General features: G+C 60.9%; 22 protein-coding genes. 4 read left to right on the top strand and 18 right to left on the bottom strand.

The window, feature by feature from the left end:
- Positions 1-111: 111 nt before the first annotated feature.
- Positions 112-1,482: an RNase H family protein gene (locus AB8E48_RS04765; protein ID WP_368885933.1), complete on the bottom strand. Its 1,371-nt coding sequence runs from the start codon at positions 1,480-1,482 to the stop codon at positions 112-114.
- A gap of 170 nt (positions 1,483-1,652) precedes the next feature.
- On the opposite strand from AB8E48_RS04765, the gene AB8E48_RS04760 reads away from it, so the two are divergent.
- Entirely contained in the window at positions 1,653-2,690 is a 1,038-nt protein-coding gene (locus tag AB8E48_RS04760; RefSeq protein ID WP_297605985.1) for a 4'-phosphopantetheinyl transferase family protein, read from the top strand.
- Positions 2,691-2,813: 123 nt separating this feature from the next.
- On the opposite strand, the gene AB8E48_RS04755 is transcribed toward AB8E48_RS04760, so the two are convergent.
- The 7 genes from AB8E48_RS04755 to AB8E48_RS04725 form a co-directional block, all read right to left on the bottom strand.
- Positions 2,814-3,917, bottom strand: a complete 1,104-nt coding sequence (locus AB8E48_RS04755; protein WP_368885932.1) for an isochorismate synthase MenF — start codon at positions 3,915-3,917, stop codon at positions 2,814-2,816.
- A 63-nt stretch (positions 3,918-3,980) separates the two neighbouring features.
- On the bottom strand, positions 3,981-4,748 hold the full coding sequence (locus tag AB8E48_RS04750) for an SDR family oxidoreductase (RefSeq protein WP_368885931.1): 768 nt from the start codon (positions 4,746-4,748) through the stop codon (positions 3,981-3,983).
- Positions 4,745-5,446 carry an isochorismatase family protein gene (locus AB8E48_RS04745; protein WP_368885930.1) on the bottom strand — a complete coding sequence of 234 codons (702 nt, stop codon included), beginning with the start codon at positions 5,444-5,446 and terminating at the stop codon, positions 4,745-4,747. The genes AB8E48_RS04750 and AB8E48_RS04745 overlap by 4 nt, the downstream gene beginning before the upstream one ends.
- A 305-nt stretch (positions 5,447-5,751) precedes the next feature.
- A complete protein-coding gene (locus tag AB8E48_RS04740) occupies positions 5,752-7,161 on the bottom strand; it encodes an FAD-dependent oxidoreductase (RefSeq protein ID WP_368885929.1) in 1,410 nt (469 codons plus the stop codon).
- 176 nt (positions 7,162-7,337) lie between these two features.
- The gene (locus AB8E48_RS04735) at positions 7,338-8,171 is read right to left on the bottom strand and encodes an alpha/beta fold hydrolase (RefSeq protein WP_368885928.1); all 834 of its coding nucleotides are present in this window, start codon (positions 8,169-8,171) and stop codon (positions 7,338-7,340) included.
- A gap of 27 nt (positions 8,172-8,198) precedes the next feature.
- The gene (locus AB8E48_RS04730; RefSeq protein ID WP_368885927.1) at positions 8,199-9,203 is read right to left on the bottom strand and encodes an NADP-dependent oxidoreductase; all 1,005 of its coding nucleotides are present in this window, start codon (positions 9,201-9,203) and stop codon (positions 8,199-8,201) included.
- 58 nt (positions 9,204-9,261) lie between these two features.
- Positions 9,262-9,696 carry an Rrf2 family transcriptional regulator gene (locus AB8E48_RS04725; RefSeq protein ID WP_368885926.1) on the bottom strand — a complete coding sequence of 145 codons (435 nt, stop codon included), beginning with the start codon at positions 9,694-9,696 and terminating at the stop codon, positions 9,262-9,264.
- A gap of 236 nt (positions 9,697-9,932) precedes the next feature.
- On the opposite strand from AB8E48_RS04725, the gene AB8E48_RS04720 reads away from it, so the two are divergent.
- Both AB8E48_RS04720 and AB8E48_RS04715 read left to right on the top strand, forming a co-directional pair.
- Positions 9,933-10,460 (top strand): mycothiol transferase, encoded by a 528-nt coding sequence (locus AB8E48_RS04720; protein WP_200963716.1) that lies wholly within the window; start codon positions 9,933-9,935, stop codon positions 10,458-10,460.
- Between the two features lie 212 nt (positions 10,461-10,672).
- Positions 10,673-12,034, top strand: a complete 1,362-nt coding sequence (locus tag AB8E48_RS04715; RefSeq protein WP_246824527.1) for an MFS transporter — start codon at positions 10,673-10,675, stop codon at positions 12,032-12,034.
- Positions 12,035-12,238: 204 nt separating this feature from the next.
- Here the strand turns inward: AB8E48_RS04715 and rlmC are convergent, their stop codons facing one another.
- The 4 genes from rlmC to AB8E48_RS04695 form a co-directional block, all read right to left on the bottom strand.
- On the bottom strand, positions 12,239-13,372 hold the full coding sequence (rlmC, locus tag AB8E48_RS04710) for a 23S rRNA (uracil(747)-C(5))-methyltransferase RlmC (protein ID WP_368885925.1): 1,134 nt from the start codon (positions 13,370-13,372) through the stop codon (positions 12,239-12,241).
- A gap of 222 nt (positions 13,373-13,594) precedes the next feature.
- Positions 13,595-15,217 carry a chaperonin GroEL gene (gene groL, locus AB8E48_RS04705; RefSeq protein WP_049346117.1) on the bottom strand — a complete coding sequence of 541 codons (1,623 nt, stop codon included), beginning with the start codon at positions 15,215-15,217 and terminating at the stop codon, positions 13,595-13,597.
- Positions 15,218-15,567: 350 nt separating this feature from the next.
- Positions 15,568-16,140, bottom strand: a complete 573-nt coding sequence (locus tag AB8E48_RS04700) for a LytR C-terminal domain-containing protein (RefSeq protein ID WP_368885924.1) — start codon at positions 16,138-16,140, stop codon at positions 15,568-15,570.
- Between the two features lie 260 nt (positions 16,141-16,400).
- Entirely contained in the window at positions 16,401-16,682 is a 282-nt protein-coding gene (locus AB8E48_RS04695) for a DUF3263 domain-containing protein (RefSeq protein ID WP_368885923.1), read from the bottom strand.
- 187 nt (positions 16,683-16,869) lie between these two features.
- Here AB8E48_RS04695 and AB8E48_RS04690 point away from each other — a divergent pair, with 187 nt between their 5' ends.
- Positions 16,870-17,541: a uracil-DNA glycosylase gene (locus AB8E48_RS04690; protein WP_303979504.1), complete on the top strand. Its 672-nt coding sequence runs from the start codon at positions 16,870-16,872 to the stop codon at positions 17,539-17,541.
- 155 nt (positions 17,542-17,696) lie between these two features.
- Here the strand turns inward: AB8E48_RS04690 and AB8E48_RS04685 are convergent, their stop codons facing one another.
- The 6 genes from AB8E48_RS04685 to AB8E48_RS04660 form a co-directional block, all read right to left on the bottom strand.
- The gene (locus tag AB8E48_RS04685) at positions 17,697-19,850 is read right to left on the bottom strand and encodes a threonine/serine exporter ThrE family protein (protein ID WP_368885922.1); all 2,154 of its coding nucleotides are present in this window, start codon (positions 19,848-19,850) and stop codon (positions 17,697-17,699) included.
- A gap of 417 nt (positions 19,851-20,267) precedes the next feature.
- Positions 20,268-20,546, bottom strand: coding sequence for an HPr family phosphocarrier protein (locus AB8E48_RS04680; RefSeq protein WP_005504506.1), 279 nt, complete (start codon positions 20,544-20,546; stop codon positions 20,268-20,270).
- A gap of 234 nt (positions 20,547-20,780) precedes the next feature.
- Positions 20,781-22,475 (bottom strand): phosphoenolpyruvate--protein phosphotransferase, encoded by a 1,695-nt coding sequence (ptsP, locus tag AB8E48_RS04675; protein ID WP_368885921.1) that lies wholly within the window; start codon positions 22,473-22,475, stop codon positions 20,781-20,783.
- Positions 22,476-22,575: 100 nt separating this feature from the next.
- Complete coding sequence (locus AB8E48_RS04670) at positions 22,576-24,582, bottom strand: fructose-specific PTS transporter subunit EIIC (RefSeq protein WP_368885920.1); 2,007 nt, start codon at positions 24,580-24,582, stop codon at positions 22,576-22,578.
- A 193-nt stretch (positions 24,583-24,775) separates the two neighbouring features.
- Positions 24,776-25,720, bottom strand: coding sequence for a 1-phosphofructokinase family hexose kinase (locus tag AB8E48_RS04665; RefSeq protein ID WP_368885919.1), 945 nt, complete (start codon positions 25,718-25,720; stop codon positions 24,776-24,778).
- Positions 25,720-26,511, bottom strand: coding sequence for a DeoR/GlpR family DNA-binding transcription regulator (locus tag AB8E48_RS04660; protein WP_070604177.1), 792 nt, complete (start codon positions 26,509-26,511; stop codon positions 25,720-25,722). The genes AB8E48_RS04665 and AB8E48_RS04660 overlap by 1 nt, the downstream gene beginning before the upstream one ends.
- Positions 26,512-26,756 lie beyond the last annotated feature (245 nt).

Below are 26,756 nucleotides of genomic sequence, written 5' to 3'. Positions count from 1 at the left end.
TGAGGATGCGGCGGGGTTTTATTGCACGGAAATCTTTGGGCTCAAGCGCCCATTCCTTAGGGGCCGAGCGCTAGGAGCTCAGCTTAGGAGCTGGGCTTTAGGAGCTGAGCTTTAAGAAGCAGGGGTCTCCTGGCGGAAACGCAGACGCCACATGCCGCGCTCAGCATCGTAATGCCAGATGCTCGAACGGCTCACGCGACCGCGCGCGGTGGCAACCGCCGCCATGACCAGCACGCTGGAAGAATCCAGCACCTGCACACCCTGCTTGAGCGGGGCACCCTGCTGAGTGAAGGCGCGTTCGCGGTACTGCAGCACCGAGGAGCGGGACACCGACTTGCCGGTGGCGGTCACCCACACCAGACGCTCATGCAGCATGGACTCCAGCTGCGCTGTCTCCATGACGGAGCCGCGGCTTTCGAGTAGCTGTTCTGCGGCGGCGGCTTCCTCGGGATTCGGAACAACGGGGTTGGGGACAACGAGGTTCGGGGCAGGCGCGGGAGCAGAAGCGGGCGCTTCCTCCACGGGTGCCTCAACCTGAGCGGGCTCTACCGCCTGCTCCGCTACCTGTTCTTCCGTCTCGCCCAGCAGTTCCGCCGGGTCAACATCATTCGGGTCCATGCCCGCGAACTCTTCCAGACCGGCTAGGTCATCCTCTTCTTCCGCCTGCGCGGCGTTGGATGCCTGCTGAGCGGTCTCCTGCTGGCGAGCCAGCACCTTTGCATCACGCTCGGCGGCACGTTCTGCCGCGAGCGCCAGCTGCTCCTTGCGGGTGCGAACCGCCTCCGGATCGGGGGCGTTCACCGCGGAGGCGGGGCGCAGCAGACCGGACAGGCGCAGGCTCTCCACACCACGCTGGGCGTTCTCAATCTCGGCTGCGGTGAATTCCTGCACGGGCAGGTGAGCGTCCGCCGAAGACTCAGAGAGTGCCGGTTCAGCCGCGGGAGCGTTCACAATCGGCGCCTCAACAACCGGAGCCGCCGCAGGCTCAGCGACAGGTTCAGCAGAGACACCGAAGCCGGGACCGTGCGCGGGCTCGCGACCCTCCTGGTAGGCGCGCGCAGCACCATTCGCCAGGGAGTCCGCCTTCTCGTTGAGCTCGTGACCCGCGTGGCCCTTGACCCAAATAAACTCGTAGTCGCGGCCGGTCAGCGCCTTATCTAGCGCCTCCAGCAGGTCGCGGTTGAGCACGGGCTTGCCGTCGGACTTCTTCCAGCCCTTCTTCTTCCAGCCGGGCATCCACTTGGTCAGCGAGTTAATGACGTACTGGCTATCGCAGTACACGCGCAGCTTCGCCTCCGGGCGCGATGCGGTCGCCTCGAACAGATCCAGGACAGCCTTGAGCTCACCCATGTTGTTAGTGCCGTGCGCCCAGCCCCCGCTCGCCCAGTGGTCGTCGTCGATATACCATGCCCAGCCCGCCGGTCCGGGGTTGCCCAGCGCCGAGCCGTCTGCGGCGGCAATAATCTCTTGCGTGCTGTTCACGGTACCTTCTTTCTGCGCCGCCCCTCTAGCGGGCGGCAGTCCGTAATGATGTCTGTGATGACTTTACCGCACCGGCGGCGAGGGTGCGTAGCGGGCAGTCACGCCTGTGGACAACCTCAAGTAGCCTCGTAGCGCCAATTGCCCTAATGCGGGGCAGGTACACTAAACCTATGAGCTATTCTGCCCCCGAAACACCCAGCGCACAGCGCCCGGAGCACCCTACCGCCCGCCCGAGCGAGCGCGTGCAGATTTTCGCTCTTCCCACCCGCACCATGTACGGTTCCCTGCGTTTTAGCTGGTTGAGCTACCTGGGGCTTGCTGAGCAGCAGCATGCGGCGCAGTTGCCGACCTCCACGGCAGCGGTCAGCTACCTGAGCACTCAGGCGCTCATGCGTGCCATGGCGGCGGCTCGTTTAGATGTGCCTTCCAGTGCCGCTTCTGAGATTGAGGTAGATCGCTCCTGCACCCTGTGCACCAGCGGCAAGAAGCACGGTAAGCCGCGTATTGCGGGCGTGAATTTCAATATGTCGCAGGTGAATCCGCTGGTGGTGGGGGCTTTTAGCCGCAACCCTTCGGCGGTGCTCGGGGTGGATGTTGAGACCCTGGATGCGCGCCTGTTCTCCGGTTTTGCGCGTCTGGCGCTCTCCAATGAAGAACGTGCATTCTATGAGCGGGTGGCGCAGGAACGCCCCGCACCCGTACTGCACCTGCTCTCGGTGGCGCTATGGACCGCTAAGGAGGCGGTGCTTAAGGCGACCGGTCACGGTCTGAGCGTGGTGCCGTCCCTGGTTCGGGTGCAGTTTAGCGAGCAGCTGCTGGACGCCCTCGAACTCGCCATGACCGAGGAACCACTGGGCGAGATTGCCGACGATGAGGCTCTGAGCGGGGGTACTTCGCACACCCCCGACCCGACCGCTCTGCGTGTACTGACTCAGGACAGCTTGACGACCCGCGCGGCTTTTAACGCACCCGCGACTCAGGGCGGGAATCAGGGCGGCGAGGCTATCGAGCGTAGCTTTAGCCTGCAGTGGGTGCCCGTGGCACTACCCGATACGGAGAACCCCGAACAGGCGCAGAAGATGCTCATCGCCCTGGCGGTTGAGAACCCCGCCCAGAGTAAGCCAGCCCAGGGTGAGCCCGTACAGGTTGAGGCTCAGCTTCTGCCGGTTGCCACTCCCCTAGAGCTCAAGCGTCTGCTGACCGACTAGCCACGCCCCCATAACAATAACGACTGAACGCGCCCACCATGACGGCGAGCGCGTTCAGTCGTTTTATTCTGCTGTTTTATTCTGTCGTTTTATTCTGCCTCGTCAAGGCGTTCAAGACAGAGCCTAAGGGGTATCCTCGCCCAGGGTGTCCACGCCCAGGGCGCGGCCGAAGCTGCCGAGCTTCGTGCCGGTCTCGGTGTGCTCCAGCTCGGGGTCGGACTCAGCCACAATACCCGCGCCAGCGTACAGCACCGCCTCATCCGGGCTAACCTGGGCGCAACGCAGCACCAGCGCCCACTCGCCGTTACCCTCAGCATCCATGTAGCCGACCAGGCCGCCGAAGTAGCGGCGCTCGAAGGACTCCAGCTGACGAATCAGCTCCAGCGCCTTCTCGGTAGGGGCGCCACAAATCGCGGGAGTCGGGTGAATCGCGCGGGCACCGTCCAGGCAGGTCAGCCCCTCCTTCAGCACGCCGTCGATGGGGGTCGCCAGGTGCCAGAGCTGCGGGGTCTGTAGCAGGGAGGGCTCTTCGGGCACGTTCAGTTCCTCAGAGATCGGTGCCAGGCGCTCCGCAATATCGTTGATGACGTAGGCGTGCTCGCCTCGGTCCTTCGGCGAGGCAAACAGGCGGTCGCGAATCGCGTAGTCTTCGGCGCTACCGGGCTCAGCAATACGCGGGGCGCTACCGGCAAGCGGGTGGGTCTTGAACGCGCGGCCCTGGGTGCGGAACACCAGCTCCGGGGAGGCGCCCATCAGGTAGCTTCCGTTCATGCCGCGCTCGCCGTCGGGCAGGCGCACGGCAAAGTTGAATGCGGAACGCTGCTGGGCGCGCAGGTTGTTATACAGCGCCTCCAGGTTGAGGGCGCCGGGTGCGTAGCGGGCGGTGAGCACGCGCGAGAGCACAATCTTGCTCAGCTCACCCGCCTTCATGCGCTCCACTGCGGTCGCCACGGCGGCACGGAACCGGTCGTTCTGCCGGCCGGTCACCGATACCGGCTCGGCAAGCTCCACGGTCTGCTCGGGGACCGGCACCTGCTGCTCCTCCAAGCGTTCGGGCACGAAGAGATAGGCGGGCATGTCCGGGTCAAAAGGAATCAGACCCACGACGGCGCTACCGGCGCGTTTTGCCTCGTCCAGGGCGTTATCAAAGGTGACAGGGGTCATCGCACCGGAAGCGCGCAGGACGCGGGTGCCGGTGGCAAAGATAAAGTCGGGAAGGTTCGTCATCGTACTTCTATCAGTGGTGTGTAGGTTCGCGCCGGGCATCTAAACGCCGGACGCGGGGTGCCGTTAGAGGGTTGCGCCGCCGTCGGCGACAATCTCCTGCATGGTGATGTGGCGTGCCGCCTCCGAGATGAGGAAGGCGTTGACCGCCGCGATGTCGGCAGGGTCGGCGATGCGACCCAGCGGAATACCCAGGCGGAACGTCTGCGGGTTACCGGCAACCGGCAGGGCGGAGCGGTCCTCGCCCTCCCACGCGTCGGTCACCATGGGGGTGCGGGTGGTGCCGGGGCAGACCGAGTTCACGCGAATACCGTGCGCGGCAAGCTGCAGGCCGAAGCTGGAACTCACGCGCGCCGCCGAAGCCTTGGACGCACCGTAGGCGCCGAATTCCGCGCGGGGCACACGCGCCGCGTTGGAGGCGACCGTCACCAAGGAGCGGTTGTTAGTCGGGTCGGACTCCTGCTGGTCAATCATGATGCGGGCGAATTCGCGCAGGCACAGGAACACGCCGTCGGAGTTGACCGCGTGCAGGCGCTTCCAGGTGGCGAAGCTGGTTTCCAACAGCGGCTGGCTGTGGGCGATACCCGCGGCGAGCACCGCGCCGGTGATGGGTTCGTCGAGCGCTGCCACGGCGTTAGCGAGGGCGGTGACGGATTCTTCGCTGGTCACGTCCACGGAACGGTAGCGGAAGATAGCGTCCCCGTAGGTGCCGAAGGAGGCAATGGGCTGCTCGGCGAGGTCAGCCGCAAATACCGAATAGCCGTTCTTAATGAGCTGGTGGACGGTAGCCTCACCAATACCGCCATTCGCACCGGTCACGATTACCCAGCTCATGCGCGCGCCTCCTCAGCAATCTCAGCTTTCTCAGCGGTCTCAGCAGCCTGCAGGTCTGCGAGGACATCCACAGTGTTCAGCACGCGGGCGCAACGACCCGAAGCGTACTCGCACGCCATGCGGTGCTCCTCCTCCGAGAAGTCTGCGAGCGCATCGGCAACCATGAACGGCTGAATGTCACGCATGAACGCCTCCAGGGCGGTGGTCAGACAACCAATGTGCGCGTACACGCCGCCGATAATGAGCTGGTCGCGGCCGGATTCCTTGAGCAGGTCCTCGAAGGGGCTGCGCACGAACGCGGAGTAGCGCCACTTGGTCAGCACGGTGTCGCGGTCGGTGGGTGCGAGGTCGTCGAGCACGCGGGCGGACTCGTCGTTCTGCAGGCCGTCGCCCCAGAAGTCGATGAGCAGGCGGCGATCCTCGGGGTTCTGGCGCGGCGGCTGCGCGGTGTAGTAGACCGGGATTCCTGCGGCGTGGGCGGCGTCAATGAGGCGGCGCAGGTTCTTGATGGCGACGTTAATCTGGGCGTCCGGGTTGCCGTTGCTCTCACCCAGATTGGCGCCTTCGAAAGCCTGGACGAAGTGTACCTGCATGTCGTGCACGAGCAGTACGGCTCGGCCGGGGTCTACGGGCCAGCTCACGCGGTTGCTGTGCTCACGGTCAATGTAGGTGTAGGGCTTGATTTTGGGCAGTGCCATGATTCTCCCGATTCGTGCCTATGATGTTCGGTTGTATGTGTGGCGCAGGTGGCGCACTGCGGTGGGCGTAGCGGTGAGTGGGGCTCTCCTCCGAGCCCCTCGCATCGACCACTCGGTCAGTGAGCTTGCGCTTATCTCATAACCATCTTAGGGCATGCTTAGCTAAAGGGTATATCTGCGCCTTAACAAAAATGCTTCCCCACCCGCACCCCCGTTGACAGCACAACGGGTGGAACGGGCAGGGAAGCACTCAGACAAGCAGAAACGCTACACGAACCGCGAATTCAGGCGCGATTCTAGTTCAACTAGTTCACGGGCACCGCGACGGCAAGAACCTCATTCAGACCCTCAGTAATCGAGGGGTGAGTGTAAATCTCATCGCGCAGCTGCGAAGCAGTAATGCCGTGGCGCATCGCCAGCGCCACCAGGTTAATAACCTCCATGGACTCCACCACCAGCAGCTGGGCACCCAGAATCTGGTCGCTCTGCGCATCAATCACGAACTTCATGATGCCGCGCGGGTTCTCCTGGGTCTTCGCACGCGGCATCGCGGCAACCGCAGCAACCGGCTTCGAAGCAACCTTGACCTTGTGGCCAGCCTCGATTGCCTCACGCTCGGTCAGACCCACGGAAGACAGCGGCGGGTTCATGTAAATAGTCGAAGCCACAGCCTTACGGTCCTTAGTGGAGCGGGAACCGTCACCGACCAGCTGGGAAAGCACCACGCGGTAGTCATCCATCGAGATGTAGGTGAACTGCGGGCCGCCGTTCACGTCACCGAGCGCGAAAATGTTCGGCACGGTGGTGCGCAGGTGCTCATCCACGACAATTGCGCCGCGGTCGTTGGTTTCGATGCTGGTGTTCTCCAGGCCCAGGCCCTCGGTGGCGGGCTTGCGGCCGGTCGCAACCATTACGTAGTCCACCTCCAGCTGCTGGGTAGCACCCTCAGAGTCAAGGTAGGTCACGGTCACCGAGTCAGCGCCGTCCTTGAAGGACTGCACGCGCACGCCGGTATGAGCGGTAATGTCCTGGTCGGCAATAATCTCGCGGGCAACCTGGGCAACGTCCTCGTCGTAGCGGCCGAAGAGGGCGGGTGCGCCGTCCAGAATGGTCACCTCGGTACCGTAGGAGGAGAAAATACCGGCAAACTCAACACCGATGGGGCCGCCACCGATAATGCCCAGACGCTTGGGGCGCGGGGTGAGCTTCTGCAGCTCGGTGGAGGTGAGCACACGCGCAGATTCGCGGATACCCTCAATCGGCGGGATAACCGACACGGCACCGGTGTTGACGATGAAGTAGTCGGCGGTAACGCGCAGGGTGTCCTCGCCCGCGGTAACCTCAACCTCGGTGTCGGAGATGAAACGTGCGTGGCCATCAATGAGCTTAGCGGTCTCGTTGGACAGCAGGATCTCGCGGTTCTTAGCGCGCATCATGCCGGTCAGCTTGTCACGGAAAACCACGGCGGATTCGTAGGCGGCGTTTGCCTCTTCGAGGCTGCGCTCGCCGCTGGCGCGGAACTCGTCGGCGCGGTGCACGAGCGCCTTGGTGGGTACGCAACCGATGTTGATGCAGGTGCCGCCGTACATGCCGGTGGACTGTTCGATGAGGGCAACGTTCTTGCCGGTCTTGGCGTAGGCGCCGGCGAGGGTCTTGCCGCCCTTGCCGAAGCCGATGACGACCATGTCAAAGTGCAGCTGAGCGGGGGAGGTCATAATATTCTCCTGTGAAATTTAGATGATGATGTCTTCACAGAATTCAACGCAAAGAAATGAGTATTATTCCCGCACGCCACATTTTTTCTTACCCTAACCACCACTAAGACATGAGCAAAGCCCCCACCGCACTGCACAGGACACACTGCACAGGACGGTAGGGGCTTCGTAGGGGGCTAGCTCAGGAAGTTCAGCAGGTCCTCAGCGAACTCATCTGCGTACTGGAAGAGAGCACCGTGACCGGAACGGTGGTACATCTTCAGCTCACTCTGGGCAACCTTGCGGTGCATATCGTAGGAGTTGACGCTGGGCACCATCATGTCGGTTTCACCGTTGACGATGAGGGTGGGCTGGGCAATGTACGCCATATCGTCCTGCGGCTGCTTGCCCCAGCGGCGAATAGCCACCAGCTGACGCAGGAAGCCGACAACCTTCATCGGGGCACCGCGGTGCGCCTCGGTGCGGGATGCCATACGGTCCAGCACGCGCTGCGCCTCAATACCGCCCTGTGCGTCGTGGGTGTAGAAGATGTAGCGCTTGGGGCTAATCTTCTCGCGGGCTGCACGCGCCATGTAGCCGAAGGTGGTTCCGGTGACGGCGTCGATTCCAGCGCCACCGCGCGGGCCGGTACCAACCAGCACCAGGCGGTTGATGAGGGCGGGGTAGGCGCGCACAACCTCCTGGGCAATCATGCCGCCCATGGACAGGCCCAGCAGGTTGACCTTCTGGTAACCGAGGGCCTGAATAATTTCTACTGTCTGGTGAGCCATACCGGGGATGGTGGTCGCAACAGAGCCTTCGCTGGAACCCACGCCGGGCAGGTCCATCACGATCAGGTGCTGGCGCTTAGCGAGCAGGTCAAGCAGTTTGGGGTCCCAGTCGTCCATGGTGGCGGCGAGGTGCACGAGCATGACCAGGGGGATTTCCGAGTTGCCTTCGCCGAGTTCTCGGTAGGCAATCTTCTGGTTGTTGACGGTAATGTGGCGGGTGGGAGTTTCGAGGTAAGACATGATTCTTCTTTTCGTTGAGTGAGGCGCTTATGCGGTGAAGGAGATGACGGTCTTGCCGTTGGAGCGGCCGTTAGCGACCTTGTCCAGGGCGGCGTTGACGTCTTCGAAGGGGAAGACAGTGTCGATGGAGGGCTTAATCTGACGCTCAGCGAAGATGTCAGCAACCTGCTGCAGCTGCGCGCCGTTGGATTCGACGAAGATGAAGTGGTAGGTCACGCCGTACTTCTGCGCCTTGCGGTCCATGGTGCGACCTGCCGCACCGAAGAGCAGCTGCTTCCAGAAGGGCATGCCCATGCGCTGTGCGAATGCCTTGTTGGGCATGCCGCGCAGGGAGACGAGCTGACCGCCGGGCGCCATGATGCTCATCTGCTTTTCAGTCTCGTCGCCGCCGAGGGTGTCGAGCACGTAGTCGATACCGCTGAGGGTTTCAGCGTAGTTTTCGGTCTTGTAGTCGATGAAGCGGTCAGCGCCAAGACCCAGCACGCGCTCCTTACCGGAGGCGCTACCGTTAGTGATGACGGTCAGGCCCTTTGCCTTTGCCAGGGGAATTGCCATGGCACCCACACCGCCGGTACCGCCGGAGATGAAGATGGTCTTGCCGGGCTGGGCGCCCATCAGGTCGAATGCCTGCATGACGGTCAGGGCGGTCAGGGGAACGCCCGCCGCTTCTTCGTCGCTGAGGTATTCGGGTACGCGAGCCAGGGCGGCCGCATCCACGGCTACGTATTCCGCGAAAGCGCCGATACTGTTCAGCGGCAGGCGGGCGAAGACGCGCTCGCCGACCTTGAAGGAGGTGACCCCTTCACCGAGAGCTTCTACGCGGCCAACGATTTCATTGCCTGCGATCTGGGGCAGCGCGTAGTTGGTCATGAGCCTGATTTCACCGCGAGAAATCATGTTGTCGAGGGGGTTAACGCCTGCGGTGCTGACCTTGACGAGTACCTGCTGTGCGGCGGGGCGGGGTGCGGGTACGTCAGTGACGGTCAGGGCGATGTTGTTCTTGTTGTAAGAAACGACCTGTGCTGCCTTCATGGGGTGTCCTTTCGGGTGTGGTGTTATTCGGTAAGTTCTGGTGCCGTATTTGAGCCGGTTATGCGGGAGGGGTTTTTCCTGCCGCGGTGTAGAGGTTCATGATGACCTGACGTAGGCTTCGCTGCGCGAGGTCTTGAGCCAGCTTGGTCTGGGTTTCCTCGAAGATGGGGCTGACTGCCTGGAGGATGTGGGCGCCGACCGGGCATTCTTCGTTGGCGTTGTGGTGCGTGTGGAAGAGGTTGATGCTGCGGGTTTCCTGGACGGCGAGGTAGATGTCGAGGAGGCTAATGTTCTCTGCCGGGCGGGTGAGCTGGTAGCCGGGTTTGCCGCGCTGGGAGCTGAGGATGTCTGCCTTTTTGAGGAGGGTGATGATTTTGCGGATGTAGCTGGCGTTGGTGCCGACGCTGCGCGCGAGGTCTTCGGAGCTGAGCGTTTTTTCGCTTTCGCTAATCATCGTTAGGACGTGTAGTGCTACCGAGAATTTGGTATCCATGTCCCCTCCTGGGTTGTTTGCCGGATATCTTAGTTGTATTCGTATCTGATACAAGTACAACTATAGCAGTAAAACTTACACCGTCAAGTTTTATATCTAAGATGTACACCATAAACACGCAAAGCCCCCACCCCTCTTCTACAACCACCCCTCAGCCGGTGCGGGCGTAGACTGAAACTACCCGGCTCCCTACGAGAAGCCAGCCTACGAGCAGCCAACATTTTCAGGAGGATTCCATGAAAACCCACGATATTCTGCACGACGCCGCCAGCCGCCCCGGCATCGAAGCCGCCGTAGCCGTCAAGGGGCTATCCCCCGAGGCTTTGAACGCACATCCGGGTGGGCACCCGAACTCTATCGCCTGGCTCCTCTGGCATGCAGGACGACAAATGGACATGCAGCTTTCTGCTCTGAATGGTCAGCCGCAGGTCTGGGAGACTCAGGGTTTCAGGGAGCGTTTCAACCTGGGCGAGCTCGGCGACACCATGGGCTACGGTCACACCGCCGAGCAGGCACGCTCCATCGTGGTTGAAGATTCTGCCCTGCTGGTGGAGTACCTTGTGGCGACCGGCGAGGCGCTCGCCGACTACGCGCAGACGCTGAGCGAGGCTGATTTGAGCGAGATTATTGACCGTTCGTGGACTCCGCCGGTAACTCGCGGTGTGCGCCTGGTCAGCCTGATTGACGACGCAGCCCAGCACGTAGGCCAGGCGGCGTACGCGGCGGGTATTCTCGCGGCACAGGATTTCGCGGCGCAGGGATAGAATTTCACGCCCGCTAGAGGGGAACGAAAAAGCGGTGGCGCCTCGGACACAACCAGCCCGAGACGCCACCGCCCGGTTGCGGGCAACCCCGATAACACCGCGAGCAGATAATATTTCGGCGAGAAGATAACGGACTGTTATCTGCTCGCGCATCTTGTGTCTTGTTTCGCCTCGGTTACAGCGTTCTTACCCGTGATAGAATCCACAGTATTATGAGACGCACCACAGACCCTTCGCCTGAGCACCCTGAATCACCTGCGTCGCGCATTCCAACAAACACACCAGACGCGACCGCAAAACCCACATCAGCAACGCCGCTGAACGCACGCGGGCAGCTCACGCTCCTGACCGCGCAGGTTTCTGATGCTCTTGCGTCCAGTATCCAAGCTATCGCCATGCCCCTGCTGACCTACGGCGCCACCGGCGACCTCGCCCACTCCGCTATCGTCATGGTCGTCGAGGCAGTCCCCGTCATCCTCTTCGCACCATTCGCAGGCGCTATCGCCGACAAATTCAACCGCAAAACCCTCACCGTCAGCTTCAGGCTCGCCAGCGCCGCCCTACTCATCGCATCCCCAGCCCTCTACGCCGCCGCAGGACTACCCGCCTTCCTCACCATCGCATTCCTCGTCTCAACCTTCGGCACCTTCTCATCCCCCGCAGCCTCCGCCGCCATGCCCTCCCTGCTCGGCGACGACTACCAAAAATACATGGCACGCCGCGGCAGCCTCATCTTCCTCGCCCAAACCCTCGGCCCCACCATCGCAGCCGCCGTCGCATCCTTCACCACCCCAGCCCTCGCCGTCGGATTCGCAGGCACCCTCAACCTGCTCGCTGCCCTCACCGTCGCCACCATACGCAACTACGACCTCACCCACGCCGAACGCACCGCCACCGTGCAGGAACACCACACCGGCAGACTCCTGCGCGAAGGCGCCGCCTACACCGCACACAACCCCATCGTGCGCGGTATGCTCACCTTCTGGTTCCTCTCCATCGCCGCCGTACCCATCACCACCCTGCCCATGCTCGAATACCTCACCCGCGGCCTCGGGCACGACTACACCGCCTTCGGAATCGCAACTTCCGTCTACGCCGCCGGATGCGTGATCAGCTCCTGGCTTTCAGCCAAACTCGGCGTCGGTACAGGCGCCGGGCGGGTGCGTATGACCAAACGCGGGTGGATGTGCATCTCCGGACTCGGCTACGGCGCCGTTTGTCTGAGTATGGGACTACACCCGGCGCTGTGGGCGGTACTCGTGCTCTGGTTCATCTGGGGCATGTTCTACGGACCCGAAGAAGTGCTCGGGCAAGTCCTCTTCGCAGACGCTATCGACGAACACATGCGCGGGCGCGTCTACAGCTTCATGGGTGTGGTTTTCTCCCTAGCGGGTATGGTCGGGTACCTCATCACCGGATGGGCGGTACCAGCGTTCGGCGCGATCAACACCATTGTTACCGGAGGGGCACTCTTCATCATCGCCACCGTATTCACGTTCATTCTCGGCCCGACTGCGCGAGCGATACGGGCGCAGGAATCGCGGAATGAGGCAAAGAGCCGTGCGGGTGCATGACTGTGCTCTGTATATCGCCTCGGGGCATCATCGCCTCACCTCCGCCACGTTGCGGGCAACCCTGATAACACCGCGAGCAGGTGATTTTTGGCCGAGCATGCAGGAAAAATACTACCTGCTCGGCCAAAAATCACCTGCTCGCGCCCTAGTGTTATGTATCTGCTCGCGGACTTGGGATAGGAATGAGCGCTTGACCCGAGAAACCTACCCGCGCTTCAGCAACGTCATAACCTCATAGTGGTCCGTATGCGGGAACATGTCCAGCACACGGCCCTGCACCGGCGCATACGAGGGCATACGCTCCAGATCCTTCGCCAAAGTCACCGCGTTACAGCTCGAATACACCACACGGTCAATACCCGAACCCTCAATCCACGCACACAAGCTCTCACCAATACCGCGGCGCGGCGGATTCACCACCAGCATCTGCGGCACCGCGCCCGAAGACACCGCGAACTCCGGCGCATCCTGAGCCGAAAAGTTCACGCCCTTCAAACCGTACTCAGCCACCGTGCGCTGCGCCGAAGCGACCGCCTCCGCGCTAATCTCAATGCCCGTCACCGAGCCGCCATCCATCACCGAAGCAGCGTGCAAGGCAAAACCACCCACGCCACAGTACAGGTCCCACAGCGAGCGCGGAGCCACCTCACGCACCCACTCGCGGCCCTGCGCATACATCGTCTCGGCAACCTTCGTATTCGTCTGGAAGAAGCTCTGCGGGCGCAGGTGCAGGGTCAGGTCATTCACCTGCATCGGCAGGGTCTGACGCTCCGAGAGAATAATCTCCTCGTCGCCCTCAACGCGCGCCACCGGCTCACGTAGCAGGTTCACCGACAGCACCGCCAGGTTCGGCAACTGCTCCTGCAGCCAGTCCATCTGGCGGCGAATCGGCACCAGAAGCTTCTTCGAACGCAACACGAAACGCACCATCAGCTCACCGGTAGCCGAAGCCGTCACCAGAATATTCTTCAGCTCGCCGCGACGATTCGGAATGTCATAGGGCGTCAAATCTGCGCGCTGAATCAGCTCACGCAACGCCGGAATGGCCGCCTGAATCGGCTCCATATAGAGCGGACATTCGCTTAAATCCGTGGATGCGCCCGTACGGTAGTCCACGATGCCCAGGGTCGGGTTCTTCGCCGAACCACCCACCACGAGCTTCGCCTTATTGCGGAAGCCCGCCTCCGCGCTGGTCACCGGGTCCAGCCACTGCAGCTGCGGGTACGCGGCAAGCAGGGTACGGGCGTGCTCCTGCTTCGCCTGCACCTGCGCGGTGTAGGCGGTCTCAATGCTGGGGCAGGAGGAGCAGAGGTCTTCACGAAAATAGGCACATTCCATAGGGGCACCATTTTACCGCCTCTATCACCGGTGCAGGATGCGCGGGCACCAGAAACGGGCACAGAAAAAGCGGGGGCGGCCACCCATCGTGGGTAGCCGCCCCCGCCTCATACGGATGCGTGGACCTGCGCCGGTTTGAGTACCAGCGTTAGGTCACCACCGTGTCACGCTTCGCGTGCCACGGATTCCGTAGAAATTTACCCCATCAGGGATAAATTTCTACTACATCATTCCTCCCATGGCGTCCGCACCGGGAGCAGCCGCGCCAGCGGGCTCCGGCTTGTTCGCAACAACAGCCTCAGTGGTCAGGAACAGACCAGCAATCGACGCAGCGTTCTGCAGAGCCGAACGGGTCACCTTCACCGGGTCAGCAATACCAGCAGCCATCAGGTCCTCGTACTCGCCGGTCGCAGCGTTCAGACCGGTACCAGCAGGCAGGGAGCGAACGCGGTCAACCACAACACCCGGCTCCAGGCCAGCGTTAGCAGCAATCTGCTTCAGCGGTGCGTCAATAGCCACGCGCACAATGTTCGCGCCGGTAGCCTCGTCACCGGTCAGCTCCAGCTTGTCGAAGACCTTCACGCCAGCCTGAATCAGAGCAACGCCACCACCGGGGACGATACCCTCCTCAACAGCAGCCTTAGCGTTACGCACAGCATCCTCAATGCGGTGCTTGCGTTCCTTCAGCTCAACCTCGGTTGCCGCACCAGCCTTCAGCACAGCCACGCCACCGGCGAGCTTAGCCAGGCGCTCCTGCAGCTTCTCACGGTCGTAGTCGGAGTCAGAGTTAGCGATTTCTGCGCGAATCTGAGCCACGCGACCCTCGATAGCTGCTGCGTCGCCTGCGCCCTCGATAATGGTGGTCTCGTCCTTGGTCACAACGACCTTGCGAGCGGAACCGAGCATGTCCAGGGTTGCTGCGTCCAGGGACAGGCCAACCTCTTCGGTAATGACCTGGCCACCGGTCAGGATAGCGATATCAGCCATCTGAGCCTTACGGCGGTCGCCGAAGCCCGGAGCCTTCACAGCCACAGACTTGATGGAGCCGCGCATCTTGTTCAGCACCAGCAGAGCCAGAGCCTCACCCTCAACGTCCTCAGCAACAATCAGCAGCGGCTTGCCGGACTGCATGACCTTCTCCAGGACGGGAACAAGGTCCTTAACGTTCGAAATCTTCTGGTTCACAACCAGGATGTAGGGGTCCTCCAGGACGGCTTCCTGACGCTCCGGGTCGGTCACAAAGTAACCGGACAGGAAGCCCTTGTCGAAGCGCATACCCTCAGTCAGCTCCAGGTGCAGACCGAAAGTGTTGGAGTCCTCAACGGTGATGACGCCTTCCTTACCGACCTTCTCCATTGCCTCAGCAATGAGCTTGCCGATCTCAGCGTCGCCAGCGGAAATCGATGCGGTTGCAGCAATCTCTTCCTCGGTCTCAACTTCCTTAGCGGAGGAGAGCAGAGCCTCGGTCACAGCCTCAACAGCCTTCTCGATGCCGCGCTTGAGGCTCAGCGGGTCAGCGCCAGCAGCCACGTTGCGCAGGCCCTCGCGGACCAGTGCCTGAGCCAGAACGGTAGCGGTGGTGGTACCGTCACCAGCAATGTCGTCAGTCTTCTTGGCAACTTCCTTGACGAGCTCCGCACCAATCTTCTCGTACGGATCCTCCAGCTCGATTTCCTTCGCGATCGAGACACCGTCGTTGGTGATGGTGGGGGCGCCCCACGCCTTCTCCAGCACAACGTTGCGGCCGCGGGGGCCGAGGGTCACCTTCACTGCATCGGCGAGGGTGTTCAGACCGCGCTCCAGGCCGCGGCGTGCCTCTTCGTCAAAAGCAATGAGCTTTGCCATAAGTGTCCTCCTGAACGATAGGATGTTCTCCTGCATCCCGCTGGGATGCAGTACGTCTAAAATCGGGTCGCTACCCCTCCCCCGCGCACCCGTGACGACAGCCGTGACAGGGGTGCGGGCAGAGTAGGGCGCAGAACGCCCGAATGCTACATCAATTGTGGCACCCGCACCGGCGTGGAGCAAACGTTTAAGCCCAAGGTTGAAGCGTTAATCGCCCAGTGCTTAATCTGCGCTCATCAAGCCCACCAAAAGGGGCGTTAAAAGCATCAACCCCACCCGGTGCACGATTGGAATTGTACGGGTGGGGTTGAAAGAAAACTTGTAATTACAGAAGCGACGCGGGCTAGGTTTTAGCCGGTGTAATCCGACGCCAGAACCACAATCACCTCGTGGTTGCCCATCTCAACGCTAGCGGTCGCCTGGCGTACCTGCGAAATATCCAGCTTCGAGGCGATGCTCTGCGCCTGGGACTGGTAGCCCTCAGCGTAGTAGACCACGCTGGTTGCAGGTGCCGCGCCGGTGTAGTTCGCGGTCTCGCTGATGGTGTATCCGGTCAGCAGAGCCGCCGCGCTGGAGGCGCTACCCGCCGGAGCAGACGCGTTATAGACCGCCACCGAGATAGACTCAGCCAGGCCGGTCTTCGTGGGGCTCGCCGAAGCGGAGGCGGTAGCCGGCGCAGAAGACGCCGACGCGCTTGCGGGAGCAGAGCTGCTCTTCGCGGTGGACGCCGAGTACTGCGGGGAGGCGGTTCGCGGCGCGTACACGTACATTGCGCCGCCAATCAGCAAGCCAACCACGCCGGCGGCGACCAGGGGGATAGCACCCTTGGGGCTCTTTACCGGGTCGACGTTGACCGCGCGGTAGGTTCCACGGCGGGCGGTGTTCTCGTCTACCTCGTCAAATTCGTCGCGGGGGTAGCTCATTTATCCTCATTTCACGGGTCTCTGTTTACCGGCTGGTACCGCGCCGTCCTGTCTGGTGCGCGGGCACGGCAGATGAAGGTGCGGTCTTGGTGTTCTAGTACCTAGAGTACCGTCTCAATTAGCGGGAACCAACGCGAACGCCCCGCAACCGGCTGTGAAAGAGACGGACACCGCACAGTGTTCAATCTCTACCTGAGCCTGAGATGTGCGGTGTTGAAAGCAGGCGTTGGAGAGCTCGTACAGCTCCCCCGATTGGGTCCCTAGTCAGCGTCTCGTCGGGCGCGCAGAACGTCAATAATCTGCGGCGCTACGGCGCGTACCCGCTCATCATCCAGCATCACGTTCAGGCGCTGATAGTAGGCAATCGGGGTGAACCCTGCGGCAATAATTGCCTTCTCCTTGGAGCCCTGGTGTTTGAAGCGGCGGCGTTCCACCTCAAGGATGCGCCGCTCCACCGGGGTCAGACCGCCGGGCTGCTGCTCTGCTTCCGGCTGAGTCTCTGCCTGAGTCTCAGCGGTTTCAGCGTGTTCCTGTTCTAGCACGTTGCCTCCTGTCTATGGTTTACCTGCCGCGGCTGGCGTCTCCTAGCGTGCGTATTCGTCATCCCCTAGTCTAGAAGAGAACCTCAGTCTAGAAGAGAACTTCAGTCTAGAAGAGAAGTAACCGTAGCGCGCTCGGCATCGTAACTATCCGAGCCGCATCAGCCCGAGGATATTCCCGAGGAGATTCATGAACCAGCCCCTCAGCAGCATTATGAGCGAGGATTGGGCGGCAGCCCTCGCCCCGGTCGAAGAGCAGATTCACGCCATGGGCGCTTTCCTGCGTGAGGAGCACGCGGCGGGTTACCGCACGTTCCCGCCTGCCGCCGATATTTTCAATGCGTTTCGCCGCCCGATGAGCGGGGTGAAGGTCCTCATTATTGGTCAGGACCCCTACCCGACCCCCGGCAATGCGATGGGTCTGTCGTTTTCGGTGCACCGCGGCATGCCTCTGCCTCGTTCACTGAACAATATTTACAAGGAACTGCAGGACGATCTGGGTATTGCCCCGGCTGATCACGGCGACCTGTCCTGCTGGGCTGATGAGGGTGTCATGCTGCTCAACAGGGTTTTGACTGTGCGCGAGTCGGATGCGGGTTCGCACCGCGGCAAGGGCTGGGAAGAGATTACCGAGTGCGCTATCCGTGCCCTGGTGGCGCGTAACCAGCCGCTGGTTGGTCTGCTGTGGGGTGCGGATGCACGCAAGTGCGCACCCATGCTGCAACCGTACCCGAGCGTGGAGTCGGCGCATCCTTCGCCGCTGTCTGCGCATCGTGGTTTCTTTGGTTCGCGCCCGTTCTCGACTGTGAATTCTCTGCTCGTACAGCAGGGTGCTGAACCGGTGGACTGGACAGTCCGCTAGGCTGACGCTCTACTAGGCAGGGCACAAGAGCCTGCGCAAGACCCAGTACAAGGGCGCAGTGAAGGGGTGGTAGCTTGTGAGTTGAACTCGCAAGCTACCACCCCTTCCACACACCCAATATATGCAATATTGGCTATATTCCCTTGAAAATAGGGTTAAGATTCTGCAGTCTCTGCCGGTTCCACGTTCCTCGGGGTCGTAAAATGCTGTAGCGCATACTGCATCGTGTAATTACCCAACGCAACGCCCGAAGCCATCGCAACCACAATCGAAACCGCCGTAATCATATTCTGCATACCCAGAATCACGTCCGTCTCAACCGTCAGCAGGTACATGCCGCGGAAGAACGACAGACCCGGTAGCAAGAACGTAATCGCAGGAATCGAGAAAATCGCCTGAGGCACATGCAGACGGTACGCAAAATACGTGCTCAACGCACCAATCACAACCGCCGCACACGCTGTCGGACCGCGACCGGTACTCGGGCCAGCCAGCAGCTCATAGCTGTAATACGCCGCCAAACCACAGCCCGTAATCAGCATCAGCCAGCCGACCTTCACCAGCTTCGTCTGCAGGGTAATCGCAAAGGTCGCAATCGCCACCAGGAAGAAGAACGACGCCGCCAGCGGGGTCGTCGGCTCAAAACGCAGCTGCTCAATGTCCAGGGTCGGGCCGTTGAAAATATTGATCGCGCTCACCGCGGTCGCAATACCAACCACCAGGCCCAAGAAGCTCATGCCCGTGGACACGAAACGACCCGCAGCCGTCACCGGGAAGCCGTTAATCGCATCCTGCACGGCACCCACCAGACGCGGAGTCGGCAAGAACATAATCATGCCCGCCGCCACCACCAGAGGCGCAGAAATCGGCTCACCCTGGCGCTGAAGCACCGAAAGAATCGACCCTTCACCACCCAGCCAAATCGCCAAGAAGGTCATCAGACCCGCACTAGCCGCCATGCGGAAGAACGCCGGAATACCAATCGAACTCAACCACTGAATCAGCAGGTACACGGGAATAAAGATAATCGCCGCACTCAACGCCGTCGCAAAGCTCGCGCCCAGCGCCGCCGTCAGGGTTCCAGCACACGCCAGGTTTGCCAGCCACACCACCAGAGGCGGAAACGGCTTGGGGCGGTGCGTAATCTGGTTCAGCTTCACATCAGCCATTTCCAGGGTCATGCCGCCACGCGTGATCTTATAAATCAGGCCGTAGACCTCAGAGAGCGCCTCATAGTTTTCAGTGGAGGAACGCACCACACGCACCAGGGTGTGCGTGAAGCGTTCATCAGCGTTCGTATTGCGCTTAGCAATACGGGACTCCATGTAAATATCGGGATCCGAGGTGTAGTTGATGGTCACCGACTGGTTCGTAATATCGACTTCCACCGAGTCCAGCCCGTACGCCGAAGAGACCGCGATAATCGCCGAGTCCACGTCCATAGCGTCCGCGCCGTAGTGGAACATCGCCTCCGCCAGACGCAGGGTGAAGTTCAGCGTATCGCGAGCGTACTCCTTCTCGCGGCGGAACGCCTCACGACGCTCATGCTCCTCAGTACGAATCATCGGCACAAACTGGCGCTGAGCAATACGCTGTGCGCCGCGCGGGGCGGCGGGTGCCGCCTCCTCAGTGCGCACAAAAGAGCGGAGGCGACGCGAACCCCAGCGGCCGCCACTACCGCGTCCAAATAAGCCGCGAGAGCCGCCACTGACCAGCGGAACGGTAGTCGTGGGCATCGAGACGGGCCCGGTCTTCGGCACGGCGGTAGGCTCCGCACCGTAGCGTCGGGCTGCGTGGGAGTTGGGCACCTGCGGGATCATGCCGGTCATGGGCACCGGCTGGGAGGGGCGGGTCAGCGCCGCCTCGGTCACCAGGTTGCTGGAGGTGACAGGGTTGGGGTCCTCGCGGTAGGCGTCCAGGTCGTCGTCAGGCACGAGGGAAGGGTCGATGACGGTGCGTGCTCCGTGGTCGTGCTCGTGGGGGTAGAGTTCCGGATCGCAGTCGGGCTCTGCGGTCTCCTGAGGGGTGATACCCATGTCCGCTGCGGCTTCCTGAAGTACATCGCTGACAGCTTCAGCGGCGACAGTACCCTCCGAGCTCTTCGTGGAGGCGGTCTGCTGCGCCAGCACGCGGCGTAGGTGCTCGTCGGTGACCTGGTCTAGCGAAACCAGGGGAAAACCGCGCTTACCGGCAATGTAGCCTGCGGTGGTATTCTGCTCGCTTCCTTCCGTTGCGGCAGTGTTTGCCTCGCCTGCATGCGAAGCTTCCCGCAGCTTGGATTCCGCGGGGGTGTTCCTCGATTCTGCCAATGTCCCTCCCAGATAGACAGTGCCTATTTAGTCTAACAAGGGCACGATTCTGCGGTAGCACTGGAGAGTAGAAATATCACTTTTCTGACCGGTGGTTTTGCACGCAAAAAGCGCCCTGCGGAACCAACAGCAAATATCTTCATCGATACGTAGAGAATTCCGGGGCGCTACTGTACAGAAGATATTTGGGGAGATATTTCTAAAGCTATTTCCGAGGAAAAATAAAGGTTATATATACATTAAGATTTATCGGAGAAATACCACCGCACACCCCACAAACAACTCAATAAAAAATGAATTATTCATAATAAAAGAAATATCCCGCCACCGAAGTGACGGGATATTCACGCTTTAAGGCTGTAGCCTTCACAGCATCTGAAGCGCACCGCTCGCGGTCACCTCAGAGGCGAAAGTCAATTACTCAGCGTCGTGGTCGGTCTCGAGAATCTTAACCAGCGAGTCCAGAGCCTCTTCAGCACCTTCACCCTCAGCGCGCAGGACAACAACGTCGCCGTGCTTTGCACCCAGGGACATCAGGGACAGAATCGATGCAGCGTCCATAGCCTCATCTGCGGGCTCGCCCTTAGCTGCGATGGTGACCTCGACGGGGAGGTCGCCAGCTGCCTCAGCGAAGATAGCTGCCGGACGTGCGTGCAGGCCAACACGGCTTGCAATAGTGGCTTCGCGCTCTGCCATTATGTTTCTCCTTTGATCAAGGAACCGAAAATATATCAGTACCTATTCTAAATGAACGGGGCGCTTCAGGACCCGCCCTTACTCTATAAATTGTACCGTTCAGCCATACGCTAACAAGTACAAAAAATGCCGGATGCAGAAATAAAACTCTGCACCCGGCATTTTTATGGACCCGGGTACCGCCGCCGCACCCCGTTGAGGGGCGGCAGGCAGAGCCCGGAATCGTTTTAAGGCTTAGAGGCCCAGCTCGTCCAGAATCGGCAGAGCCTTGCGTGCGCTCTCCTTCGCCTCAGCAGAAGAAATCTGCTGCAGGGCGATAGCCGCAATCTGCTGTGCCTTCTCCTTGGTCACAGACTTCAGAACCGCAGCCACAGCGGGGATAGCGCCAGCGTTCATGGACAGGGTGTCAACGCCCAGACCAATCAGAACAACAGCCAGAGCCGGATCAGCAGCAGCCTCACCACAGACGCTCACGTACTTCTTCTTACCCGCGGTGACCGATGCACGCTGAGCACCCTCAACGGTCATCTTGATCATCTTCAGCACTGCAGGCTGCCAGGGGTTGTTCAGGTGCGCCAGGTCGCCCAGCAGACGGTCAGCCGCCATGGTGTACTGGGTCAGGTCGTTGGTGCCGATGGACACGAAGTCGACCTCGCCCAGGATAGCCTCAGCGTTCATCACAGCTGCGGGGGTCTCAACCATCACACCGTGAACGGGCAGGCCAATCTCCTTGAGCATGTTCGCGAAGTTGCGAGCCTCAGAGGTGGTCGAAATCATCGGAGCCATAACCCAAATGTCGGCGTCGGAATCCTCCGAAGCGGCCTTGATAGCCTGCAGCTGGCGGGTCAGAACGCCCGGAACGGTCCAGTCAGTACGGAAACCGCGAACACCCAGTGCGGGGTTCTCTTCGGGGTTCACGTTCAGGAACGGCAGGGGCTTGTCAGCGCCAGCGTCCAGGGTACGAACCACGATGTGCTTGCCGGGGAATGCGTCAAACACGGACTTGTAGGTCTTAGCCTGAGTCTCGATGGAAGGCTCAGCGTCGTGGCCCAGGAAGCCGAACTCGGTGCGGAGCAGGCCAACACCCTCAGCCTTCAGGCTTGCAGCCTTCTCAGCGGACTTGCCGTCACCAACGTTTGCGTACAGCTCAACGCGGGTGCCATCAGCCAGCACGCCCTTACCGTCGAAGTCAGCGACAGGCTTGCGGTTTGCGTACTTGATAGCTGCCTCGCGGTCAGCATCGGTGGGTTCGGTGTCAACGATGCCCTCGTTGGAGTCCACGTAGACGATGGTGCCGTCAGCAATGTCGGTCACGCCCTTAGCCGCCACGATAGCGGGCAGGCCCAGGCCGCGAGCCAGAATAGCGGTGTGTGCCTGGGGGCCACCGTCAGAGGTAATCAGGGCGATAACCTTCTCGGGGTCCAGGGTTGCGGTATCAGCCGGTGCCAGGTCAATAGCAGCCAGGATGAACGGCTCGTCAGAGACGGGGATGCCGGGAGCCTGCTGACCGGTCAGCTCAGCAACGATGCGGGCACGCACGTCGTGGATGTCGGTCACGCGCTCAGCCATGTAGCCGCCCAGGGCAGCCATCTGGTCTGCGAAGGAGGTTGCAGCCTCCCAGATTGCGCGCTCGGGAGCCATCTCCTGAGTCTCAACCAGCTTGATAGCGCTCTTGATGAGTGCACGGTCGGTAGCCATCTGAGAGGTGGACTTCAGAACAGCCTTGCCGTCACGGCTTGCATTCTCTGCACGAGCAAGCAGGTCTTCCTTAACGCGGACCGAAGCGTCCTTGATGCGCTGTGCTGCAGCCTCAGCGGTCTCGCCGCTCAGACGCAGACCGTCCTTGGGTTCCTCGATGGGCTTAGGCATCTGAAGAACGGGGCCAATAACGCGACCGGCGTAGACGCCGACGCCCTTGTAGGTAGTCATAAATTCATGTCCTATCTGTGGTTTGTCTACAGTGTAACGCGTTTCTTCACGCGCGTGCCTGCAAACAGACAATCAAAAAGAAGGTGAGGTTATACGGCCTTTAAGCGGATGCCTTAGAACGAGCACCCACAGACTTCAGCACCACATACACCAGTGCCGAAACAACGGTACCGGCAACAACAGCCACCAGGAACATTAGGGGGTTCTGTGCCAGACCGATAATCCAAATACCACCGTGCGGAGCCGGGGAAGCAACATGAGCGCTCATCGAAATAGCGCCAGCAAGAGCACCACCAACAATGGTCGAAGGAATCACGCGAGCCGGATCAGCCGAAGCGAAGGGAATAGCACCCTCAGAGATGAAGGATGCACCCAGCAGCCACGCAGCCTTACCGTTCTCACGCTCGTTCTCGTTGAACAGCTTGGGGCGCAGGGTGGTTGCCAGAGCCATAGCCAGCGGCGGAACCATACCGGAGATGATGACGGCAGCCATGATTTCCTGATTCACGGTCGCGCCCGAAGACAGGCCAGCGGTTGCGAAGAGGTAAGCAGCCTTGTTGATGGGACCACCCAGGTCAGAAGCCATCATGGCGCCCAGGATCAGACCCAGCACCAGAGCAGAACCGCCAGACATGGAGGTCAGCCAATCCTGCAGGGTGGTCATAACCCAAGCGAGGGGTGCGCCGAGCAGCAGGTACATGAGCAGACCGGCAACCAGCGAGGTCACCAGCGGAGTAACGACCACGGGCATCATAGAACCGAGCCAGCGGGGCAGCTTCAAGGTACCCAGAGCGTACGCAATCAGACCGGCGAGAATACCGCCAACGATACCGCCGAGGAAGCCCGCGTTCACCGCAAGAGCCACCGAACCAGCGATGAAGCCCGGAGCAATACCGGGACGCTGAGCCAAACCGTACGCAATGTACGCGGCAAGAGCCGGAACCATCAGGCTCAGACCGAAACCACCAATGGTCTGCAGAACAGCACCCAGGTACAGGGTCCAGTGCACATCACCGAGGTTGAACAGGGTTGCCGATTCGAGAATCGCCTTGGTGTTCACATCGCCGAGGTTCGGCATGGTGATTGCCTCGAACACGAAGCCCAGGGCGACCAGAATACCGCCGGCAGCAACGAACGGAATCATGTAGGAGATACCGGTCATCACGGCCTTGTAGATGCGGGAGCCCCATGCGCCTTCGGTAGCGCCCGCGCTGTCCTCAGCGCTGGATACAGCAGCGGCAACGCGCGCACCGTTCGGGTTCTCAGCCTCAGCCAGAGCCTCCGCAATCATTTCCTTTGGCTCGTCAATACCGCGCTTGACGGGAGACTCAACGAAGGGCTTACCGGCGAAGCGGTTACGCTCACGCACGTTCACCGACACCGCGAAAATCACGGCGTCTGCGGCATCAATATCAGCCTGGGTCAGCTTCTCGTTACCCGAGGAGCCCTGAGTCTCAACCTTCAGGTCGTAACCGAGCTCTTCAGCAGCGTACTTGAGGGCGTCCGCAGCCATGTAGGTGTGAGCAATACCGGTGGGGCATGCGGTCACAGCAACAATCTTCTTCACGGGTGCAGAAGCGGCGGGTGCTTCCTTCGCAGCAGCAGGTGCGGCGGTGGGTGCAGCTTCGGCGGGCTTAGCCTCTGCCTTCTTCTCGCCCACACCGAGCGCACCGTTAACCAGCTCAACGATCTCTTCAGCCGAGGAAGCCTCGCGCAGGGACGCGGTGAAGCTCTTCTTCATCAGGGAGCGCGCCAGGGTGGAGAGTAGCTTCAGGTGTGCCTGGTCAGCGCCATCGGGTGCAGCAATGAAGAAAATCAGGTCGGCGGGGCCGTCCTTAGCACCGAAGGAAACTGCCGGGTTAGGGCGTGCCATTGCCAGGGTCGGCTCGGTCACGGCAGCGCTACGGCAGTGAGGAATCGCAATACCGCCGGGGATACCGGTGTCGGTCTTGGATTCACGTGCCTCGGCAGCCGCGTAGAGCTGCTCGAAGTCGGTAGCGCGTCCGGCATTTACGACTGCCTGGGCGAGCTTGGCAATTACGTCGAATCGGGTCTCGCCGAGATTCTCGTCCAGCAGGACGAGATCTGCGGTGATCAGATCAGACATATTCCCTCCTCGGGTATGTGTTGGGGCGGGAAGATGCTCGGCGAGTGCCAGTTTTCTCCCCTATATGAGTTCAAGGTGTGTGCAACCTGTGTGTGTTGTGTTCGTATATGCGTGTGGGTGTTGAGGTAGCACCCCTGCATACATTCCTTTTTGGGAATATATGCTGGTCAGTGCCACAAAACCCAGCCTAAAGCTACAACTGACGAACGGTGACCTTCTCAGGAGTGGTCTGCTCCAGCGAAGGCATACGGGTACCGGGCAGAGCAGCAGCAGCCGAACCGTGAGCTACCGCCTGAACCAGGCAACCGGGGGCATCCTCACCGCGAGTATGAGCAATCAAGAAACCGGACAGCGACGAGTCACCGGCACCCACAGTGCTACGAACCTGAATCGGCTCATGCACAGCGTGCCAGATACCCTGCTCAGTGACCAGCACGGCGCCACCACCACCGAGGGTGGCGAGCACGTACTCAATACCGTCACCAAGCAGCTTCTGAGCGGTGCGGGCGGTCAGCTCGGGGCTAGCCTCCAGCTCCTCCCAGTTATCGCTACCGGTCAGCTGAGCCAGCTCCTCCGAATTAGGCTTAATCAGGGTGGGCTTGTGCTCACCGGCGACGGTCGCAATCAGCGGCGCCTCAGAAGTATCAATAGCAATCTTGCCCTCGTAGCCGGAGGCACGCAGAGCCGCCACCAGCTCGGAGTAGTAGGTCGGCTCCAGACCCGGAGGCAGAGAACCCGCCAGAACCACCCAGTCAGCACCCTTGGAACGCTCAACCACCAGCTTATCCAGCTTCTGACGCAGCTCGGCATCAAAAACGGTGCCGGGGGCGTTCAGCTTGGTGGTGGTGCCGTCCGGGTCAACCACGGTGATGTTCGAGCGGATCGGCTCGCCGGTGGGCAGGTTAGCGAACTCGACGTCCACAGCCTGCAGCGCGGTCAGCACCGGGTCGGTGGCCTCACCGGGCACAATCGCCACAGTTGGAACACCGGAAACCTGCAGGGCGCGCGAAATATTCACGCCCTTGCCGCCGGGATCCTGCACGGCACCAACAGCACGCTGCACGGCGCCGTGTGCCAGGGGCGCACCGAGTTCAATGGTGCGGTCCAGGCTGGGGTTTGCGGTCAGAGTAATAATCATTAGGCAATCACAATCTCAACGTTTGCGGCCTCGAGTGCCTGACGAAGGGCACCTTCGGGCTCGCGATCAGTAATGAGGGTGTCAATATCCTCAAATCCAGCGAAGCGGACCAGGGATTCCTGACCGAACTTCGCAGAGTCACAGAGCAGGACCACGCGACGAGCAGACTTGCAGATCGCGGTCTTGACAATGGCTTCGTTCATGCCGGGGGTGGAGATGCCGAAGTGCGCTTCAATGCCGTTGGCACCGATGAAGGCAATATCGGGGCGCATGGTGCCAAAGTGCTCTGCGGCGCGTGCGCCAACAGCAGCCCAGGTCATCTTGCGCAGCTGGCCACCGACCAGCTCGAGGGTGACACCCTCAGCTTCCGCGAGCTTGACTGCAATGTGCAGTGCGTGGGTGATGATGATGCGGTCGTTACCGGTCTTGAGGCTGAAGTTCTCGGCGCCAATGTGGTCGGCGAGAATTTCGATGGTGGAACCTGCATCCAGGACGATAGAGCCCGCCTCGGAGTCACGCAGCATCTGGTATGCCTTGGTGGCGATGCGGCGCTTCTCGGGGGTGTTCATGCCCTGTCGGGAGGAGATGGAGGACTCCAGGGAGGTGGACTGCTCAATGGTGACAGCGCCACCGTGGACGCGGCGGAGCTTACCTGCTTCTTCCAGTGCGGCGAGGTCGCGGCGCACGGTCTCCATGGTCACATCGTAACGACGCGCAAGGTCAGCGCCGTTGACACGACGTGCGGAGGCAACAAGCTTTGCAATTTCGGCACGGCGTTCTTCTGCGAACATAAATCGGTGTTCCTTTGGGCTAGTGGGGAGGAAATCTGTGTGTTCTCGTCTGCGTTCTGCGTGGCTATAGAGCCGTGAAAGGCATGGTTTCAGTGAGTTGGCAGAACGCTTTAGGGTAATACTTGATTTTATGTGGGTTTTTGTGGGTAAGTCAATATAAAACGCTGTATTTGCCGGAATATTACCCGGATGTTCCCTACAGAAACCACACCTTATTGCGAGCTGTTGCCTGTTTATGTCTGTTT

It is taken from the genome of Rothia mucilaginosa (assembly GCF_964211445.1).
GTDB lineage: Bacteria > Actinomycetota > Actinomycetes > Actinomycetales > Micrococcaceae > Rothia > Rothia mucilaginosa_E.
Note: the sequence above shows the minus strand (reverse complement) of the source record. Positions and strands in the feature narration are given on the sequence as shown.

Excerpts from the sequence above, each read along its gene's own strand:
- AB8E48_RS04760 (WP_297605985.1), top strand. The coding sequence starts at position 1,653 with ATGAGCTATTCTGCCCCCGAAACACCCAGCGCACAGCGCCCGGAGCAC.
- AB8E48_RS04755 (WP_368885932.1), bottom strand. The coding sequence starts at position 3,917 with ATGACGAACCTTCCCGACTTTATCTTTGCCACCGGCACCCGCGTCCTG.
- AB8E48_RS04750 (WP_368885931.1), bottom strand. The coding sequence starts at position 4,748 with ATGAGCTGGGTAATCGTGACCGGTGCGAATGGCGGTATTGGTGAGGCT.
- AB8E48_RS04745 (WP_368885930.1), bottom strand. The coding sequence starts at position 5,446 with ATGGCACTGCCCAAAATCAAGCCCTACACCTACATTGACCGTGAGCAC.
- AB8E48_RS04740 (WP_368885929.1), bottom strand. The coding sequence starts at position 7,161 with ATGACCTCCCCCGCTCAGCTGCACTTTGACATGGTCGTCATCGGCTTC.
- AB8E48_RS04735 (WP_368885928.1), bottom strand. The coding sequence starts at position 8,171 with ATGTCTTACCTCGAAACTCCCACCCGCCACATTACCGTCAACAACCAG.
- AB8E48_RS04730 (WP_368885927.1), bottom strand. The coding sequence starts at position 9,203 with ATGAAGGCAGCACAGGTCGTTTCTTACAACAAGAACAACATCGCCCTG.
- AB8E48_RS04725 (WP_368885926.1), bottom strand. The coding sequence starts at position 9,696 with ATGGATACCAAATTCTCGGTAGCACTACACGTCCTAACGATGATTAGC.
- AB8E48_RS04720 (WP_200963716.1), top strand. The coding sequence starts at position 9,933 with ATGAAAACCCACGATATTCTGCACGACGCCGCCAGCCGCCCCGGCATC.
- AB8E48_RS04715 (WP_246824527.1), top strand. The coding sequence starts at position 10,673 with ATGAGACGCACCACAGACCCTTCGCCTGAGCACCCTGAATCACCTGCG.
- rlmC (WP_368885925.1), bottom strand. The coding sequence starts at position 13,372 with ATGGAATGTGCCTATTTTCGTGAAGACCTCTGCTCCTCCTGCCCCAGC.
- groL (WP_049346117.1), bottom strand. The coding sequence starts at position 15,217 with ATGGCAAAGCTCATTGCTTTTGACGAAGAGGCACGCCGCGGCCTGGAG.
- AB8E48_RS04700 (WP_368885924.1), bottom strand. The coding sequence starts at position 16,140 with ATGAGCTACCCCCGCGACGAATTTGACGAGGTAGACGAGAACACCGCC.
- AB8E48_RS04690 (WP_303979504.1), top strand. The coding sequence starts at position 16,870 with ATGAACCAGCCCCTCAGCAGCATTATGAGCGAGGATTGGGCGGCAGCC.
- AB8E48_RS04680 (WP_005504506.1), bottom strand. The coding sequence starts at position 20,546 with ATGGCAGAGCGCGAAGCCACTATTGCAAGCCGTGTTGGCCTGCACGCA.
- ptsP (WP_368885921.1), bottom strand. The coding sequence starts at position 22,475 with ATGACTACCTACAAGGGCGTCGGCGTCTACGCCGGTCGCGTTATTGGC.
- AB8E48_RS04670 (WP_368885920.1), bottom strand. The coding sequence starts at position 24,582 with ATGTCTGATCTGATCACCGCAGATCTCGTCCTGCTGGACGAGAATCTC.
- AB8E48_RS04665 (WP_368885919.1), bottom strand. The coding sequence starts at position 25,720 with ATGATTATTACTCTGACCGCAAACCCCAGCCTGGACCGCACCATTGAA.
- AB8E48_RS04660 (WP_070604177.1), bottom strand. The coding sequence starts at position 26,511 with ATGTTCGCAGAAGAACGCCGTGCCGAAATTGCAAAGCTTGTTGCCTCC.